Below are 17,282 nucleotides of genomic sequence, written 5' to 3' on the forward strand. Positions count from 1 at the left end.
ATAATCTTTAACGTGCATATACAAAAAACAAAAACCGTTAGAGAAAATTCGACAAATGAGAATGGACTGCCTAAAAAGTGCCTCCTAGCATTTAAGAATGCCACTTAACTTCCAAATGCATGCAAGTCGTTGAAGAAGATGGATACCCACCACAGAATGAGCTTTATACTATGATGAAAACACACCTTTCAGAATTTGCGATTGTCAGGGATAGGGAATAGAATGATAAATAAGACTTTACGCTGTTGAAAATATGCAGGAATCATCTCTTAAATGAATTCCCTTTCTTAGGTAGAATGAAAGGTATTGAGGTAAAAACTGTTCAATATAGAAAGGAAGTTAATATGAATTTCTTAGAAAGAATTGAGGCCGCTCTCTTAAGTGATGACCCTTATATCCAGCACTATGCCGTTTCCATCTTACAGGACAGCCATCTTGCCACTCCAAGTACACTATTCATAGCTTTGGAAGCATACGACAGAAAGCTCCCCACTATTTTCCCCTCCACCATCCTGCCGCATATCGACTTTTTGCCTGTGGATGAAGACGGCGTATTAGAACTCATCTCCAGGTTAGAGAATGACAAGCGCAATAAGGGATGGTACCTTAACTTACTGAAGAATGCCGAAACCTCGGTCCTTCTTAAATATGGGGATCAATTAAGTGCTTACCTGGATGCTGAATTCCTGAAAGAACTGAGATCCCTTCCGGAGCTGGACGAAGAAGGTTTATTCATGAAACTGGCCAGTGTTGCGAATGATCTGGATAACGGTATGCCTAGTCACACTCTTTTTCAGTTAGGAAAACGCATCGTCAAGGAAATGATTGATAGAGGTATCATTGAGGACTGGGAAGTAGAAAATGCACTGAGTGAAATTTCAGAGTACTCATTTACGACATTCATCGGAATGTTTCAAATCTATATGGCTGGGGAGCTCCACACAGAGTCGGTAATTCCTGAACTCATAAAACTTCTCAACAGGGACGATTCCGATGAAGCATTGGAAGAAATCTCTTCTGCCCTTATCAAGATCGGAACGGATGAAGTTGTCTTGGAGGCAGAAAAGATCGCTCTTATTGAAGATTCTTTCATATACACTCTGGATGTGTTGGCGAAGATCAAATCAACTGAAGCAGAAAAAGCCTTGATGAGACTTTGGAATAAGACTGAAGATATCACTATAAAGACAATCATTGCAGATGCTCTATGCCAGCACTTATCGGTAGAAGCAATCCCTCTGCTGGAAAAACAGATGGAAGAAGGATATGACAGTCTCATGGCTGACCTTGAAGAATCCTTTTATGCAAACCTTGTACTCAATGGAATTGCTCACCCTGCTCTATATGAAATGAGAAAGAACCTGACTGAAAGAGAGAAAAGAATTAGAGATGCATTTTCACCAACTGTTAAAGAGGATAAAGTCGGACGGAACGACCCATGTCCTTGTGGCAGCGGAAAAAAATATAAGAAGTGTTGTTTATAAATTGAAGAAATCCAGTCCTGTTCGACTGGATTTCTTTATTACCGTCATCAATCCGTATCTCTTAGTAAACGAACGGAGACATAACATGACCATCAATTAATCCAGGAGTTCGGACGTACAACCGGTTCTCAAATTACTATAAAAAAATAGAAGTGAAAAAATAATTATTAGGAAGAATAGGAATGCTATGGGGTTTAGCAGAGGGAGAAATAATAAGAAGAAGAATTCGGCAACTGGCTGGCATCGTCGATCAGACTGTAGCCCCTATAGTTTTGCGCCGCCATCTTTCAATGACTTTGCCTTTCTCGAATGTAATAACCATAAATTATTTATTATCTAAATAGACGCCTGCGTGGGTTTTGAAGAACCTTAATATAAATGCGATTCTCCTCGCACTTAAAGAACTTGATTCCAATGAGCTTTAATGGTGTGCCAATCTCTCTCATATAGAAACCAGGCAAAGGATTACCTCCCTTTTACACTTTTTACATTACTTGTATAATTTCATGTTACTACCAATTAACAGAATAATCTACCAATTTTTAAATACAACTATCGACGGCAAATTCAGACAAATGCCCGCGAAATGACACTAATGGCCCCAGTTCACTTAATCATTAGGTAGACCCATGTCCAAGCCTCCAAAGTCATTTTGGCAATAACTTCCTGATCAATCTTGCCACTGCGCCATAATTTTCATTTCGTTTTAGAGGTAATAAAACCACGCAAGCTCCCTGCCAATTCATCAACGTCCTACACTTGCAGTAAAACTTTCTGTCCTCCTTCAAAGATTGACCTATTGCTTTAATGTCTAATCCTTTTATAGCCGACCCCGCTATTAATTTTTGCAGCCCTAAATTATTGATCACCATATTTATTGGAATTTCTCTATACATTATCATTGAGCAAAATGATTATTCCTAAAAGAATACCTTAATATACGAATTCAGGAGTATTTTCCTATTTATTACGGAAAGGAAAATATAAGAAAATAGTAATACCATCGTACGAAAGGGCAAAATCATTGAAAAGTGACGACGCAAAACTATAGGGGCTAAAATCAACAGATGATGCCAGCCAGTTACCGAATACATCCTCCGTACGATTTATTACAATGTGTTGGAGGTTTTGAATCGTGAATTTAATCCATCGATTTTTTGCAGGTTATTATGCTATGCTTCTTGAGGATTGCCTGGATCAGGAATTAAAAGGAGATTTATCTCGAAAAATAAAATATCATGAATCTAAAATAAGCACCTGATTTTAGGTGCTTATTTTTATACCGTGATCCTATTTGCTCATTGACTGCCAGAAACGGGACTAAAGCACAAAACAAAAAGGCCCCCTTCACCATAGAAGCAAGGACCAAAAAAAGTACCAGCACCATGAGCTTATATAATAAGGGAAGAAATTTCCCTTATGGATGAAATATTGAGGAAAATAGGTCAAATAAGGGAAAAATCTTCCGCTATTAACTATAAAAACATGAGAATTGGATTACTGAGCATGTTTAAAGGAAAATCCTTCCCTTATTTACCTCTCCCCAGCTAAATTCTGCAGTTTAACGGAAAAATTTCCCCTTATTTAAAGTACCCTTCCTCTTCCCTTGGTGACTTTCTCAATCCATAGTAAAAAAGCAGTCCGTTTTGGACTACTTTTCTGGTTTTGCAATCCAAAACTGAACTACTTATTGCACTGCATGTGATCCTTTCTATTAGACGAACCTATGCCAAAAACACCGCACCATAAACCAACGCTCCGCCAATCACGTAAACCGGATGGACCTTCAGTCTTTCCAGTAGTACAAAGGCTGCGGTGGCCAAGATGATCGTTTGAATCCAGCCAATTCCTTCGTAAGAACTGGAGATGAATCCCCACGTCATGACGCCCAGTAAAACGGCGATGGTCGGTTTGACAAGGTTGGTCATTTTCTTGACTCTTGGTGAACTTTTGAATTTCATAAGCAGGCTCAACAGAACGATCATCAGAATCAATGATGGAGCGACGGTGGCAAATACTCCGACGATGCTTCCAAGGATTCCGCCCTGCTCATACCCGATATAACCGGCCATTTTTGTGGCAATCGGTCCCGGAAGCCCGTTCGCCAAGGCCAAGACTTCACTGAATTCATTGACAGTCAGCCATCCATAGCGGTCGACGACTTCATTCTCAACAAGTGGAATCGAAGCGGGACCGCCGCCATAACCGAGAATACCAGGAATAAAAAAGGCTAAAAAGATTTCCCAATAGATCATGAGGCTTTCACCTCTCTTTCAGGTATCTTTTTCTTTTTGCCAACCAGAGCGTAAACGAGCAGACCGCCGATTACGATTGCTGGATGAATGCCCATTAACTCGATAATGATCAGGCTTCCAATCAGAATCCCGATGGTCACAGACCAGCCCAAGGCACCTCTTGATTTCATAATGAAATCCCAGGTTAGAACCCCAAGCATCACCCCGACCACCGGAACAACGGCACTCGCCATTCCCTGTACCCACGCTTTATCTTTATAAGCATTCAGGACATTCAGAAGTAAGATCATGAGAATAATCGTCGGAATGATGGTGGCCAGTACTGCATTGATCATGCCGATGAGCCCTCCGACCCGCCAGCCGATATAACCGGCCATCTTTGTGGCAATCGGTCCCGGCATAGCATTACCCAAAGCAAGAACATCTGAAAAATCATCATCGTCCATCCATTTGTATTTCTCCACGACTTCTTTATGAACGAGGGGAATCGATGACGGCCCGCCGCCATATCCCAGGATTCCCACCCTGAAGAAAGCTAAAAATAATTGAAGTTGTTTCAAGGTTTTATCACCCTCTTGTTGTTGGATATGCTCTTTATCAAATTGAGCATGACATCAAGCATTGAAGAAGGCAGGTTTAGTTTGCCCAACTTTCCCCTGCCTGATGTCCGGACATGATTCTTACCAAGCCGCAATAGCTCCATCTGTTCTCGACTCTGTGCCTCCCATGAGTACACCAGTACCCTCATCTCTCCAAATGATTTGGCCCCTGCCAAACATTCCCTCGTCTGTGGCTGTCTGAATTTCATGTCCTTTTCTTGCCAGAGCCTGCGCGATATGTGTCGGGAAATTCGGCTCGACAAGAACTTTTCTCCCTTCGATCCACTGCCATCTTGGCGCATCAAGAGCTGACTGTGGGTTTAAATGAAAATCAATGGTGTTGCTGATTACCTGGAAGTGCCCCTGAGGCTGCATGTATCCGCCCATTACTCCGAACGGACCAACCGCTTTATCACCCTTCGTCAGGAATCCAGGGATGATCGTATGATATGTCTTTTTGCCAGGCTTCAAGGCATTCGGGTGTTCAGGGTCCAGGGAAAAATCATGACCGCGGTTTTGCAGGCCGATACCTGTGCCCGGGATGACGACCCCTGAGCCAAAGCCCATATAATTACTTTGAATGTATGAGATCATATTGCCTTCATCATCAGCTGCCGCCAAATAAACAGTACCCCCTTTAGGGATATCGTAAGCTTCCGGCGTGATGGCTTCGTCGCCGATCAACTCACGGCGTGCTGCTGCGTAACGGTCGGATAAGAGTTCATCTACAGGTAAAGGCATATCTTCCTGCTCTGTAATGAATGCTTTTCCGTCCGTAAAGGCCAGCTTCATTGATTCGATTTGTTTGTGGTATGTATCGACTGCGTCTTTTTCCTGGAACTCGAAGCCTTTCGCAATGTTCATAGCCATTAACGCGACTAATCCCTGCCCATTCGGCGGGATTTCCCATACATCATAGCCTCTGTAATCCGTTTTGATTGGATCAACCCATTGGGCGCGGTAGTCCTTTAGATCATCCGCTGATAAAAACCCGCCGTGCTCTTCCATGAAGGAGCCGATTTTGTCGGCAATTTCTCCGCGGTAGAAACTTTCAGCGTTTGTTTCAGCGATGGACTTCAATGTCGAAGCATGCCCCGGTGATGACCATACTTCACCGATCTGTGGTGCTTTCCCATCTGGAGCGAATGTTTCGAACCACGCTTTGAACTCATCACCGGTTAAAATTTGTTTGAATTTTTTATAAGCAAGTGACCAATACTTACCGAGAATAGGTGTGAGCGGGTAGCCTTCCTCTGCCAAACGGATGGCAGGTTCCAGCGTTTCTTTTAGTGAAAGCTTTCCGAATTTCTCAGACAGTTCAGCCCATGCAGACGGGACGCCCGGAACCGTTACCGGAATGACACCGTGAACCGGCATTTTCTCATGGCCTTTTTCTTTCACTTTTTCGATAGAAATCGATTTAGGCGAAGGTCCGCTGGCATTCAAGCCGTGCAGCTTATCCTTCACCCATACTAGTGCGAATGCATCGCCGCCGATTCCATTTGAAGTCGGCTCGACAACCGTCAGTGCAGCGGCCGCTGCTATCGCGGCATCAATTGCATTGCCGCCGCGCTGTAATATTTCAAGCCCTGCCTGTGCCGCCAATGGCTGGGAAGTCGCGACCATTCCTTTTTTTGAAAAAACCGTATTTCGCTGTGAAGCATACGGGTGGTATAAAAAATCCATGTTCTCCATTAATTCACAACCTCCTGTTCAACATGATGACAAGCTACAAAGTGATCTTTCTCGATCTCCCTCCACTCCGGTTTTGCTTGTTTGCAAAGATCTGTCGCGAGCGGACAGCGGGTATGGAATGGACAGCCTGAAGGAGGATTTGCCGGGTTCGGGATTTCCCCTGTCAACCGGATGCGGTCTTTCCTGGCTCCGACTTTCGGCCGCGGAATCGAAGAAAGCAGTGCTCTCGTATAAGGGTGAAGCGGGTTTGAATAAAGACGTTCAGATGAAGCCAGTTCAAATGTGTTTCCGAGGTACATGACCAGGACACGGTCGCAAAAGTAGCGGACAACCCCCAGGTCATGGGAGATGAACAGATAAGTCAAACCGTATTTTTCCTGTAGATTTTTCAAAAGCTTCAACACCTGCGCCTGTACGGAAACGTCCAGTGCTGAAACCGCCTCATCACATATGATAACAGAAGGATTCAACGCAATCGCGCGCGCAATCCCGATCCGCTGGCGCTGTCCACCGCTGAATTCATGAGGGTAGCGGTCAAAATGCTCTTCCTTAAGCCCGACTTCTTTTAAAAGATCGTACACTTTCTGTCTGCGTTCACTGCTTGAAAGATTGGTGTGCATGACGAACACTTCTTCCAGCGCATTACCGATTCGCTGTCTCGGATTCAAGCTTGCATATGGATCCTGGAAGATCATCTGCATTTCTTTTGTGAGTTCTTTTCGTTTGCTGCCGCTCAACCCTTGTATTTCATTGTTTTTATAAAAGACTTTGCCATTGGTGATGTCTTCGAGGCCGAGAATGGTGCGGCCCAGCGTTGACTTTCCGCACCCGGATTCTCCGACGACCCCGATGCTTTCTCCTTCATAAACCTCCAAGCTGACATCTTCAACAGCTTTGACATGCCCTTGGACACGTTTCAGGAAACCTCCTTTAATAGGAAAGTATTTCTGAACCCCGTCAAGTTTAAGTAGCGATTTTTTCTCGAGCACTTCCATCCTCTTGCACCTCCTGAAGCCAGCATTTTACGCGGTGTGTTCCATTTACATCATATTCTTTTGGTGAATCTGTCTTACAGCAGTCCATTGCGAAAGGACAACGAGGGTGAAAACGGCATCCTGAAATCTGCTCATTCAAGTTCGGCAGTGATCCCGGGATTGCTTCTAATTCAAAAGATGGATCATCGACATCAGGTACTGAGCGGAGAAGCCCTTGCGTATACGGATGCTGAGGGCTGTTAAAAATGCTCTCGACATCGCCTTCTTCGACTTTCTCCCCTGCATACATGACCATAACCTTATCGGCAACTTCCGCTACAACCCCCATATCATGAGTGACCATGATGACGCCCATGTTGAGGTCATCCTTGAGATCCTGAATCAGGTCAAGGATCTGTGCCTGGATCGTTACATCCAACGCAGTTGTCGGTTCATCGGCAATCAATAATTGCGGACGGCAAGCCAGAGCGATGGCAATCATGACACGCTGTCTCATCCCGCCGCTCAGTTCATGAGAATATTGATTCATCCGTTTCTCCGGGTATGGAATGCCGACCTGCTTTAACAGTTCGATTCCTTGTTTATGTGCTTCTCTTTTAGATATCTTTTTATGAAGCATGAGTGGCTCGCGCAATTGATAGCCGATTGTCAACACAGGATTCAATGCGGTCATCGGCTCCTGAAAAATCATTGAAATCTCTTTCCCGCGGACTTTTCGCAGTGCCTCAGGCTTCAGCTTCGTTAAATCACGGCCGTCAAAATCGATCGATCCGTCTTTAATGTATCCGTTGCTTGGCAGCAGCCCCATCAATGATAGTGATGTGATACTTTTACCACAGCCGGATTCTCCGACGATACAGAGTGTTTCTCCCTTATCCACTGAAAAAGAGATACCCCGTACAGCTGATAGTTCCCCATCAGCCGTACGGAAAGCAGTATTTAGATTCGATACAGATAGTAATTCTTTAGACATTGTATCCCTACTCTCTTGAAACGTTGTATAGTGACCATTGTCCTGTCGGGTCTACTTGAAGTCCTTTGACGGATTTATCATATGCCGCTGTTACAACACCATGGTGCATGATGACAACCGGGGCATCTTTGACAAGAATCTTATTCGCTTCATTCAATTTTTGTTGACGAATATCTTGATCAACATTTTGTCTTGACTCATCGACTAATTTATCAAACTCTGGGTTAGAGTAACCAGTACGGTTGGAAGCTCCGATATTGTCGCTGTGGTAGTTCGGGTACAGCAGCTCACTTCCATCTGCTGTAGAGTTAGACCAGCCTAAGAACGTGATATCGAATTTTCCTTCTTTCGTTGTATCAAGGAATGTACCCCACTCCATTGATTCAATCTTCACCTTGAAGCCTGCCTGCGTCAGCTGTGATTGAGCGATTTCAGCCATCATCATGTAAGCGTCCGTATTGGCAACAAGCATTGTCAATTCCTGATCTCCAAATCCATTTTTCTCAACAAGTTCTTTTGCTTTTTCCAGGTCGTGGTTGTAACCAGCTTCATCTGCTGACTCGTCGTAACCAAATACTTTAGGTCCGATGACGCTGTTCCCTTGTACACCAAGTCCGTTTAACTTGTTGACATACGCTTCGCGGTCAAGTGCATACGCTGCAGCCTGACGGAATTCTGGGTTATTCATCGGCTCTTTTGTCATATTGAAGCCCATGTAGTACATTGGCGTTCCTTCATTCTTCTTCACTTCTACATTCTTAAGTGATTCCACACGTTGCAGCTGTTCTGACGGGATTCCGTCGATGAACTGTACATCGCCTGTTTGCAGCATGGAGATGGCTGTATTGACTTCCGGTACCACTTTGAATGTTACAGTCTCAAGTGTAGGTTCACCCTGCCAGTAGTCAGCATTTTTCTCTAGGACAACTTGATCACCCTGTGTCCAGCTGACGAATTTGAATGGACCCGTTCCAACTGGTTCCTTCATTAAGTCTTGAGATTTGTCTGCATCAGGACTAACGATGGAAGCGTTCGTGTGAGACAGCGCTGCAAGCATCGCACCGTAGGGTTTTTCTGTTTTGATTTCCACTGTGTACTCATCAACAACATTTACTTCTGAGATTGGCTCCAATAATGATGCACGAGGTGCCGCTGTTTCAGGATCACGGAATTTATCAAATGTATATTTTACTGCTTCAGCATTGAAAGGCGTTCCATCTGTAAACTGGATATCTTCTTTCAATTTGATAACCCAAGTGTTTTCATCAGGTGTTTCGTAGGATTCCGCTAGTTTTGGCTCGACTTCCATTGTTTCAGGATTTCTAGTGAAAAGAGTTTCATAGATTTGCTCAATCACGCGGGAAGATACAGAATCATTTGTTCCAATCGGAGAAAGTCCGACGATATCAGATGTAGAAGCATAGGTTAACTCCTGTGGTACATCTTCCCCGCCGCTTGCGCTTCCTCCATCTGAACTGCCTGCATTGCTGGAACAGCCTGCTGCAAAAGCAAGCATTGCCATTAATAGAACTGCCAACCACTTTTTCATTGAATTTTCCCCCTATTTTTAAGTGCTTTTTTGATAAATATTGCTGCTAGTTTAATAAGATAGTTGATTTCCGCTTCAGGTGTGCGACTCCGCGGGGCGGGCGGTGAGCCTCCTCGGCTGCGCCTGTGGGGTCTCACCTGTCCCGCTAGTCCCGCAGGAAGTCGCACACCTACCGCTACAATCAACCCTGAAAACAACAACAATTTTTTATGAACGGCATTTTCAAGAAATTATTACTGATTCAGATTCATATTTGGATCCAGTGCATCCCTTAATCCATCTCCGACGACATTAAAAGCGAATACAATCAGCATGATTGCGATTCCCGGAACGATCGTCATATGAGGCGAAGTCCACATAAAGTTTTGTCCCTGGGCAATCATCGCTCCCCATTCCGGAGTCGGCGGCTGTGCACCCAATCCAAGGAAACTTAAAGCTGAAGTAGATAGAATGGCCGTTGCCATCCTCATCGTTGCAAACACGATAATCGGCGCCATACAGTTTGGAAGGATGTGCTTCACGAGGATTCTGAAATCACTTGCCCCGAGCGAGCGCATCGCCTGGATGTACTCCTGTTTTTTCACCGTAAGGACCGAACCGCGGACAATCCTGGCGCAGGATGGAATTGACCAGATACTGATTGCGATTGCGACATTCACAAGACTTGTTCCAAGGATGGCAATGATCAACATCGCCAGCAGGATGCCCGGAAATGCAAACAGTAAATCTACCAATCTCATGATGATGCCGTCGAGGCGGCGATAATAACCTGAGATTAACCCCAAGGCAACTCCGCCGATCAATCCAAGGCTGACAGCCAGAAGGCCAACGGATAAGGAGATTCTGGCTCCGTATACAATCCGGCTCCATATATCTCTTCCATAGTTATCCGTTCCGAGCCAGTGACCTTCTGAGAAGGCCGGCAATTCAGAGGCTGGCAGGTTTTGCTCTAATGGATCATGCGTGGCAATTACCGGTGCTGCAATGGCCAGGACCAGTTGTAGAGCGATAATGATCAGACCGATGACAGCCAGTTTGTTTTTTACCAGACGTTTAAACGTCGTGACCAGAAACTTTTCCTTCTTCGGCTTCGATTCCGGCTGGATTTCTTCATTAAGTACTGCTTCTGCTGACATAATAGGTTCCTCCTTTCCTATACGGCTTAATCGTAGCTGATTCTTGGATCAATAAAGACGTAAACGATATCGACAATCAGGTTAACTAAAACGAATAATGTTGCGACCAGAAGCACCGATCCCTGTACCATCGGGAAGTCTCTTGCCGCGATGGCATCGATCATCAGCCTGCCGACTCCGTTAATCGCGAAAACCTGTTCCGTAATGATTGTTCCTCCTAAAAGGAAACCGAAGTTTAGACCGATGACTGTGATGACCGGGATCATCGAATTTTTCAATGCGTGGATCCAAATCACCGTTTTTTCTTTCACGCCTTTGGATCTTGCTGTCCGTATGTAGTCCGCGCGGATGACTTCCAGCATGGATGAACGGCTCATCCTTGCAATCATCGCTGCCGACCCGGTTCCCAGTGTAATCGCCGGCAGGATCAGCTGCTTCATTCCTTCTACTGTCCAGAACGGAGCACTCAAGCCTCCGACCGGTAAGATTTGAAGGTTAACGGCGAATACGAGAATCAGAATGGTTCCTAGCCAGAAGTTCGGAATCGAAATCCCCCCTAACGCAAACACGGTGCTCGTGACATCGAGCCAGGAGTTTTGCTTCAGTGCGGAAATGATTCCGGCAATGACACCGATGACCACTGCGACAATCATGCTGGCAATTGCCAGGTTAAGTGTGTTCGGAAAGCGGATGGCAATCGCTTCTGCCACCGACTGCTTCGTTTGATATGAGTAGCCGAAGTCCCCTTGAAGGATATTTTTCAAATAATCCCAGTACTGCACAAGAAATGGTTCATTCAAGCCGAGGCTGTCACGGATTGCTGCGATGTCAGAATCACTCGCTGTCGGTCCGCCGATAATGGTGGCCGGGTCCCCTGGTGCAAGGTGCATACTGCCAAAGACCAGGAAAGAAATTCCGAATAATAATAAGACCAGTTGAATAATTCTGCGTGAAATGAGTGCTATCATTTGGTTCACCCTCCCCCTAACTATGAAAGCGCTTCATCATTTTAGTAGTCGCTTTCTGAAGTTAACCTCCGTTTGTTAACTTAAAGTTGATTTTAGACTTACAAACGGAATATTTTTTATGTTATGGACGATTATAAAGTATTATTCTGAATATTTCTAGTGTTTTTAAAAAAAAGTTTACTTAATTCTTAAGTAAGTAGTTTATATGTATATTTTTAAGGGAAATCAGGTGCTTTATTGGAAACTATTGGTTATCGTAGACAAAAACAAAAAAAGACTCAGACATGTTATCAATCAACATGTCTGAGTCTTTTGGCTATCAGGTTACGTTATGTAAGCAAATCCTATAATTTCAATCCATTTCGGCTCTTAAAGCGCCGCAATAATATATGACTTTCTACTCTTGTAATGCCTTCAAGGGCATATAGTTCCTTATTAACAAAGTTCTCCAGGGCGGAGAAATCCTCGACCAGCACGTGCATATGAAGGGTACTCGGACCAGTCATCTGGTAGCAGCTCGCCACCGCAGGCAGATCAACGAGGTTCTCAGCGACTTCGACAAGGTAGGCGGGTTCGCAGTCCACTTCGAAAAATGCTGATACACTTTTCCCTACCTTCTCAGAGTTGATGACCACACTGAAACGCTCAATCACTCCGCCTTCTATCAGCTGATTCACCCGTTCTCGGACAGATACACGCGACAAACCAAGCTCTTTACCGATATCCACATATGAAGTCCTGCCATTCTCCGTCAGGATCTGCAGTATTTTACGATCAACATCATCAATCTTCATGAACCTATGCACCACATTTCCGATTTAATCATATATCCTATTATACTAATGATCTTTGGTTTGTGAAGGGCAGAGGCAGCGCCCTCTTTGTGAGTTCAGCGCTGAGCCTTCCCTTTTCTTGAAGTTATACGGGTATTAATACCTAATTGTAACTTATTTGTAATATTCTTGAAACTTATCTTTTTCTCTTTCGTCTAATAAGTAAGAAACATTTTAAGAAGTTGAGGAGGAGAAGGATGAAGAAGAAATTTTCAATTGTTGTCTTTTTCACGGTTTTGTTTTTGGCAGTTGGCGCCTTTCATTATCAAGGGTCGAAGAGTACGGTCACAGCTACAGACAGTGATGGGAATATCTCCAAGGATTCACAGCTTGAAGAAACGGCTGAGAACAATGATGAGACAGAAACAACAGAAGATGGGCAGGAAACAAAAGCCAGCGAAACTGAGAAAAACAGCAATACGGAAAGCGACGAAAATGACACAGCCGCTGAGGAAAGCAAAAACACTTCATCAACTGACTCTGACTCTGAAAGGACTGACGAAAAGCCTTCCGGAGAGCTAGATTCCCCTCAACAGGAAAGTATTAAATTTGGAAATGATGAATATGTAGATATATCAGATGTAGAAAAGTTTAAAGACCTAAGGGAGTTTGCTCAAAAGCATGGTGCCCGCCCATTCGCAATCGAGAATTCAGATTGCTTTGCCATTATTAAAGATGGTGTGCCTTTATTGTTTTTCTCGGTTGGGACAGTCAGTGCGGGCGTTGAAGAAATATCTGTTTTAAAAGATTATTTCACTGACCTTCATAACTTTTCAGAGGAGACAGGTATCGCCAGCAACATTGATATGGTTGCAGAAACTGGTGCGGAAGTACAAGTGGACTTTCCAGATGGGGCTGGTTATTTAATCTTTAAAAAAGATAACACGGTCGTGGTTAACTGGGGGTAAAAATAGATTTCGATAACAGTGAACCGGTACCTGGAATCCAGGTACCGGTTTTCATATTAAAGAGGTTTATTTGGTTCATAAGTCGGCTGCTGATGCTGAGCCTGATATTGCTGGCTATTCGCCACTGCTCTTTGCACATACTCATCAAGGGAAAATTCGGTGTCCATTCCTTGGAATTGATCAGACTTGTTTTGGGCTTTCACGACTTTCTGCTGGTCCAGTTCTGCTTTTCGGTTTGTGTCCTCTACTGCCATAATGGTTCCCTCCTTGATTTTTTAGATATGTGCTTAGGGTTACCTTATGGCAGGGGATTATTCTGGTTGAGAGTAATGCAAAAAGACCTGTTTAGAGAGGTATCTCCCTGTAAACAGGTCTTTTTCATGTGAAGATTAGTCGACAAATTCAGGGGCGTGCCTGTCACTAAGGTGCAAAGCAAACTCCGCCTTAATTTTTTGCAGGAGTTCACTATTTGCGAGTACCTCAACCCCAGTCAGTGCCATTGCTTTAGCTCCAAGAATCATCGCTTCTCTCGCCTGATCCGTCATGGCCGCTCTACGGAATTCATGCGTATGACAGGCATATGTCCCGTCCGTTATTTTAATATAGGGATGTATGGACGGCACAACCTGGCTGACATTCCCCATATCGAGCGAACCGCTGCCGTCGCGCTGTTCCTGGATCTCGGTGCTGTCCACACCAAGAGAAATAAGCTCTTGGGTAAAGGCTTCCGACAACCCTGAGCTGGTAATCATATCATCATAAGAGAACTCGTAGAAAGAGTGCTTCATCATCGCTCCGGTCTGCAATGCCGCTCCTTCCGCACACTTCTTCACTTTTTCAGTCAGTTCATTTACATAGGCACGTGTGGTTCCACGGACATAGAATTGGGCAACCGCGTAGTCAGGTGTGACATTCGCTGCTTTTCCCCCTTCGGTTATGATCCCATGGATGCGCGCACTCGGCAGGATGTGCTGACGAAGGGCATTGATGCTGTTGAACGTTTGGATGACAGCATCAAGAGCATTGATTCCTTCCTGGGGACTTGCCGCAGCATGTGTGGATTTTCCGAAAAACTCAAACTGAATGGCATCCATCGCGAGCGATGAGCCACTCTTGACGTAGCTGTGGAGAGGATGAACCATCAAAGCAACATCCAGCTCATCAAAAATGCCCTCTTCCGCCATCGTTACCTTTCCTCCCCGGGTTTCTTCGGCGGGCGTGCCGTATACGATGACCTTTCCGCCAGTTTCAGAGATTACCTTGCTTACGCCAATGCCGGCAGCAATTCCCATAGTGCCAATTAGGTTATGTCCACAAGCGTGTCCGACTTCCGGCAGCGCATCATATTCAGCCATGAAGCCGACGACCGGGCCTTCCTTACCGCTGTCAAAGACAGCCCTGAAAGCAGTCGGTAAGTTACAAGTACCCATCTCCACAGAAAATCCGTGATCCTCCAAAGTTTCAGAGAGGACTTTGCTTGCCTTGAATTCCTCATGGCCCAGCTCCGGATTCTCTCCAATATAAATACTGATTTCATCTAACACCGACTTTAGCTTATCGATCTCTTCAACAACTTGCTGCTTCAGTAAGTTCATACATATCACCCTCATTTATGAATTGTAACGCTTCATTACTTTAAAGCACTAAGAGGGACAGTCCCTCTTAGTGCTTTAAAGGACTAAAGTACTTTTTCAAGGAACTCTTTCGCACGCTCGCTTTTCGGGTTATGGAAGAAGTCTTCTGGATGGACGTCTTCCATTAATACGCCGCCGTCCAGGAATAGTATTCTGTCTGCGACTTCTTTAGCAAAGCCCATTTCGTGCGTGACAATGGCCATGGTCATACCTGTATGTGCCAGTGATTTGACGACATCCAGCACTTCTTTGATCATTTCCGGATCCAGAGCAGATGTAGGCTCATCAAACAGCATGACATCCGGTGACATTGCCAACGCTCGGGCGATGGCGACACGCTGTTTCTGCCCGCCTGACAATCTGTTCGGATAGTCATTCGCTTTCTCAGAAAGCCCTACAGATTTCAAGAGTTTTAAGGCATTCTCTTCTGCCACAGCCTCTGACTCTCCTTTTACCACGACAGGTGCATACGTAACATTTTCCAGCACCGTCTTATGCGGGAACAGATTGAAATGCTGAAACACCATTCCGACATTTTGGCGCACTTTCAAGATGTCTGTTTTAGGATTTGTAATCTCTTCCTCTCCAATCCATACTTCACCGCTCGTCGGTGTTTCAAGAAGGTTCAAGCAGCGGAGCAGTGTGGACTTTCCAGATCCGGAAGGACCGATGATCGCCACGACTTCCCCTTTATTGATTGTTGTTGATATTCCTTTTAAAACCTCCAGCTTTCCATAAGTTTTATGAAGGTCGTTCACTTTGATGTAATCCTTACTCACTTCGGCGCAGCCTCCTTTCCAGTTGTCTTCCGAGCAATGTCAGGCACATGACAAGCACATAATAAATGAGTCCTGCAAAAATCAACGGTTCGAACGCTGTGTACGTATTCGCGCTTACGATTTGCGATCTTCTCATGATATCTAAAAATCCGATAGTCGACACAATTGCCGATTCTTTTGTTAATGTAATATATTCATTCATCAATGCAGGCAGAATATTTTTTAACGCCTGCGGAAGGATGATATCTTTCATCATTGGGCGATAGGAAATTCCCAGCGCCTCAGCTGCCTCTTGCTGACCTTTATCAACCGCCTGGATTCCCGCGCGGATGATTTCTGAAATATACGCGCCAGAATTCAAACCGAAAGCAAGCATCCCTGCCAAAAACGGTGGAATGTCAAAGCCCGTCAACTGTGGTGTGGCAAAGTAAATCAGCATCAGCTGCAAAATTAGAGGCGTTCCCCTGAAAATCGATGTATATGCATCCGCAAACCACTTTAAAACTTTAATTCTGCCAATCTTGAATAATGATAAAACTGTTCCGATGATAAAACCTACGATTCCCGACAACAAAACGAAAAGCAGCGTTACCCATACTCCGTTCAGTATAAAAGGAATAGAAGGCACGATCCGGAGAAAATCCAAATCCATGCCTGCACCTCATTTCTTATATATTTATTCTTTCAGCCATTTTTCTTCTAATTTTTTCAACTCGCCGTTTTCTTTCATTTCCTCTATTACTTTACTGAATTCCTCTACCTTATCACTGCCTTTAGGGAATGCCATCGCCATACCAGGAGACACTGAACTTTCATCGTCAAAACCTTTTAAATTTACTTCTTTGATATAGCCTTCAGCCACTGTTTTATCAAGATAGATTGCATCAATACGTCCTGCCTTCAACTCCTGAATCAATGCCGGAAGTTTATCCAACGCTTTCACTTCGATGTCAATGCTTTCAGCCAGCTTTTGGGCAGCCGTATCCTGGATCGTTCCAAGCTGCACACCAATTTTTGTACCTTCTAAGTCATCCATACTCTCAATCTCTGATTCTGGCAACGTGATGAACATCTCCCCGGAACGGTGATATTCGACCGAGAAATCAACATTTTCTTTCCGCTCATCTGTTGCGGACATACCGGATGCGACAAAATCAACAGTGTCAGCTTGCAGCGCACCAATCAGACCGTCAAAGTTCATATCTTTTATCTCAAGCTCATATCCAAGCTCTTCCGTAATATGTTTCGCAAGATCAATATCAAAGCCGATAATTTCTCCGTTGTTATCACGTGTTTCAAATGGAGGAAAGTCTGCCGATGTCCCCATAATGATCTTCTCTTTTCCTTCTCCGCTCGTTTCCTCAGAAGTCCCGCATGCTGCCAAGGAACCTGCTACTACAACTGCCATCAAACCTGCAAAAAGTTTTTTCATCTCTTAAATCCCCCTAAGTTTTTAATGAATATTTATTCGATA

The 17,282-nt window shown here is 44.5% G+C and carries 16 protein-coding genes and 2 riboswitches; of the genes, 2 read left to right on the plus strand and 14 right to left on the minus strand.

The features are described from left to right. The first annotated feature begins 344 nt into the window (after window positions 1-344). Window positions 345-1,484: an SEC-C metal-binding domain-containing protein gene (locus tag BSG1_RS21340; RefSeq protein WP_044022616.1), complete on the plus strand. Its 1,140-nt coding sequence runs from the start codon at window positions 345-347 to the stop codon at window positions 1,482-1,484. A gap of 225 nt (window positions 1,485-1,709) precedes the next feature. After that, window positions 1,710-1,795, minus strand: a riboswitch (cyclic di-GMP riboswitch). A 693-nt stretch (window positions 1,796-2,488) separates the two neighbouring features. Further along, a riboswitch (cyclic di-GMP riboswitch) is annotated at window positions 2,489-2,573 on the plus strand. Window positions 2,574-3,208: 635 nt separating this feature from the next. On the opposite strand, the gene BSG1_RS08415 is transcribed toward BSG1_RS21340, so the two are convergent. From BSG1_RS08415 to BSG1_RS08455, 9 genes are all read right to left on the minus strand, one after another. Next, on the minus strand, window positions 3,209-3,739 hold the full coding sequence (locus BSG1_RS08415; protein WP_006836567.1) for a chromate transporter: 531 nt from the start codon (window positions 3,737-3,739) through the stop codon (window positions 3,209-3,211). Next, a complete protein-coding gene (locus BSG1_RS08420) occupies window positions 3,736-4,299 on the minus strand; it encodes a chromate transporter (protein ID WP_006836568.1) in 564 nt (187 codons plus the stop codon). The genes BSG1_RS08415 and BSG1_RS08420 overlap by 4 nt, the downstream gene beginning before the upstream one ends. 120 nt (window positions 4,300-4,419) lie before the next feature. Beyond that, complete coding sequence (locus BSG1_RS08425) at window positions 4,420-6,024, minus strand: gamma-glutamyltransferase family protein (RefSeq protein WP_198008217.1); 1,605 nt, start codon at window positions 6,022-6,024, stop codon at window positions 4,420-4,422. 8 nt (window positions 6,025-6,032) lie between these two features. Next, window positions 6,033-7,028, minus strand: coding sequence for an ABC transporter ATP-binding protein (locus tag BSG1_RS08430; protein WP_006836570.1), 996 nt, complete (start codon window positions 7,026-7,028; stop codon window positions 6,033-6,035). Further along, window positions 6,997-8,001, minus strand: coding sequence for an ABC transporter ATP-binding protein (locus tag BSG1_RS08435; RefSeq protein WP_006836571.1), 1,005 nt, complete (start codon window positions 7,999-8,001; stop codon window positions 6,997-6,999). The genes BSG1_RS08430 and BSG1_RS08435 overlap by 32 nt, the downstream gene beginning before the upstream one ends. A gap of 7 nt (window positions 8,002-8,008) precedes the next feature. Beyond that, the gene (locus BSG1_RS08440) at window positions 8,009-9,550 is read right to left on the minus strand and encodes a glutathione ABC transporter substrate-binding protein (protein WP_006836572.1); all 1,542 of its coding nucleotides are present in this window, start codon (window positions 9,548-9,550) and stop codon (window positions 8,009-8,011) included. Window positions 9,551-9,783: 233 nt separating this feature from the next. Continuing rightward, on the minus strand, window positions 9,784-10,686 hold the full coding sequence (locus BSG1_RS08445; protein WP_006836574.1) for an ABC transporter permease: 903 nt from the start codon (window positions 10,684-10,686) through the stop codon (window positions 9,784-9,786). A gap of 26 nt (window positions 10,687-10,712) precedes the next feature. Beyond that, window positions 10,713-11,654: a nickel ABC transporter permease gene (nikB, locus tag BSG1_RS08450; RefSeq protein WP_006836575.1), complete on the minus strand. Its 942-nt coding sequence runs from the start codon at window positions 11,652-11,654 to the stop codon at window positions 10,713-10,715. A 344-nt stretch (window positions 11,655-11,998) separates the two neighbouring features. Next, a complete protein-coding gene (locus tag BSG1_RS08455) occupies window positions 11,999-12,448 on the minus strand; it encodes an Lrp/AsnC family transcriptional regulator (RefSeq protein WP_006836576.1) in 450 nt (149 codons plus the stop codon). Between the two features lie 236 nt (window positions 12,449-12,684). Between BSG1_RS08455 and BSG1_RS08460 the strand changes: the two genes are divergently transcribed. Then, window positions 12,685-13,395 (plus strand): hypothetical protein, encoded by a 711-nt coding sequence (locus tag BSG1_RS08460; protein WP_006836577.1) that lies wholly within the window; start codon window positions 12,685-12,687, stop codon window positions 13,393-13,395. 56 nt (window positions 13,396-13,451) lie between these two features. Here BSG1_RS08460 and BSG1_RS08465 read toward each other — a convergent pair whose 3' ends face one another. The 5 genes from BSG1_RS08465 to BSG1_RS08485 form a co-directional block, all read right to left on the minus strand. Next, a complete protein-coding gene (locus tag BSG1_RS08465) occupies window positions 13,452-13,649 on the minus strand; it encodes a hypothetical protein (RefSeq protein WP_006836578.1) in 198 nt (65 codons plus the stop codon). A gap of 135 nt (window positions 13,650-13,784) precedes the next feature. After that, entirely contained in the window at window positions 13,785-14,990 is a 1,206-nt protein-coding gene (locus BSG1_RS08470) for a M20 family metallopeptidase (RefSeq protein ID WP_006836579.1), read from the minus strand. Window positions 14,991-15,073: 83 nt separating this feature from the next. Then, entirely contained in the window at window positions 15,074-15,808 is a 735-nt protein-coding gene (locus tag BSG1_RS08475) for an amino acid ABC transporter ATP-binding protein (protein ID WP_006836580.1), read from the minus strand. After that, entirely contained in the window at window positions 15,801-16,460 is a 660-nt protein-coding gene (locus tag BSG1_RS08480; protein WP_006836581.1) for an amino acid ABC transporter permease, read from the minus strand. The genes BSG1_RS08475 and BSG1_RS08480 overlap by 8 nt, the downstream gene beginning before the upstream one ends. A gap of 24 nt (window positions 16,461-16,484) precedes the next feature. Beyond that, entirely contained in the window at window positions 16,485-17,240 is a 756-nt protein-coding gene (locus BSG1_RS08485) for a transporter substrate-binding domain-containing protein (protein ID WP_006836582.1), read from the minus strand. Window positions 17,241-17,282 lie beyond the last annotated feature (42 nt).

Origin of the sequence: Bacillus sp. SG-1 (genome assembly GCF_000181495.1) — a bacterium.
In the GTDB taxonomy this organism is placed as follows: Bacteria; Bacillota; Bacilli; order Bacillales; family Bacillaceae_B; genus Rossellomorea.

Bases quoted from the DNA above. Each gene is read 5' to 3' on its own strand.
- BSG1_RS08455 (WP_006836576.1), bottom strand. From the start codon at position 12,448: ATGAAGATTGATGATGTTGATCGTAAAATACTGCAGATCCTGACGGAG.
- BSG1_RS08485 (WP_006836582.1), bottom strand. From the start codon at position 17,240: ATGAAAAAACTTTTTGCAGGTTTGATGGCAGTTGTAGTAGCAGGTTCC.
- BSG1_RS08480 (WP_006836581.1), bottom strand. From the start codon at position 16,460: ATGGATTTGGATTTTCTCCGGATCGTGCCTTCTATTCCTTTTATACTG.
- BSG1_RS21340 (WP_044022616.1), top strand. From the start codon at position 345: ATGAATTTCTTAGAAAGAATTGAGGCCGCTCTCTTAAGTGATGACCCT.
- BSG1_RS08465 (WP_006836578.1), bottom strand. From the start codon at position 13,649: ATGGCAGTAGAGGACACAAACCGAAAAGCAGAACTGGACCAGCAGAAA.
- BSG1_RS08470 (WP_006836579.1), bottom strand. From the start codon at position 14,990: ATGAACTTACTGAAGCAGCAAGTTGTTGAAGAGATCGATAAGCTAAAG.
- BSG1_RS08430 (WP_006836570.1), bottom strand. From the start codon at position 7,028: ATGGAAGTGCTCGAGAAAAAATCGCTACTTAAACTTGACGGGGTTCAG.
- BSG1_RS08460 (WP_006836577.1), top strand. From the start codon at position 12,685: ATGAAGAAGAAATTTTCAATTGTTGTCTTTTTCACGGTTTTGTTTTTG.
- BSG1_RS08440 (WP_006836572.1), bottom strand. From the start codon at position 9,550: ATGAAAAAGTGGTTGGCAGTTCTATTAATGGCAATGCTTGCTTTTGCA.
- BSG1_RS08435 (WP_006836571.1), bottom strand. From the start codon at position 8,001: ATGTCTAAAGAATTACTATCTGTATCGAATCTAAATACTGCTTTCCGT.
- BSG1_RS08415 (WP_006836567.1), bottom strand. From the start codon at position 3,739: ATGATCTATTGGGAAATCTTTTTAGCCTTTTTTATTCCTGGTATTCTC.
- BSG1_RS08445 (WP_006836574.1), bottom strand. From the start codon at position 10,686: ATGTCAGCAGAAGCAGTACTTAATGAAGAAATCCAGCCGGAATCGAAG.
- BSG1_RS08425 (WP_198008217.1), bottom strand. From the start codon at position 6,024: ATGGATTTTTTATACCACCCGTATGCTTCACAGCGAAATACGGTTTTT.
- nikB (WP_006836575.1), bottom strand. From the start codon at position 11,654: ATGATAGCACTCATTTCACGCAGAATTATTCAACTGGTCTTATTATTA.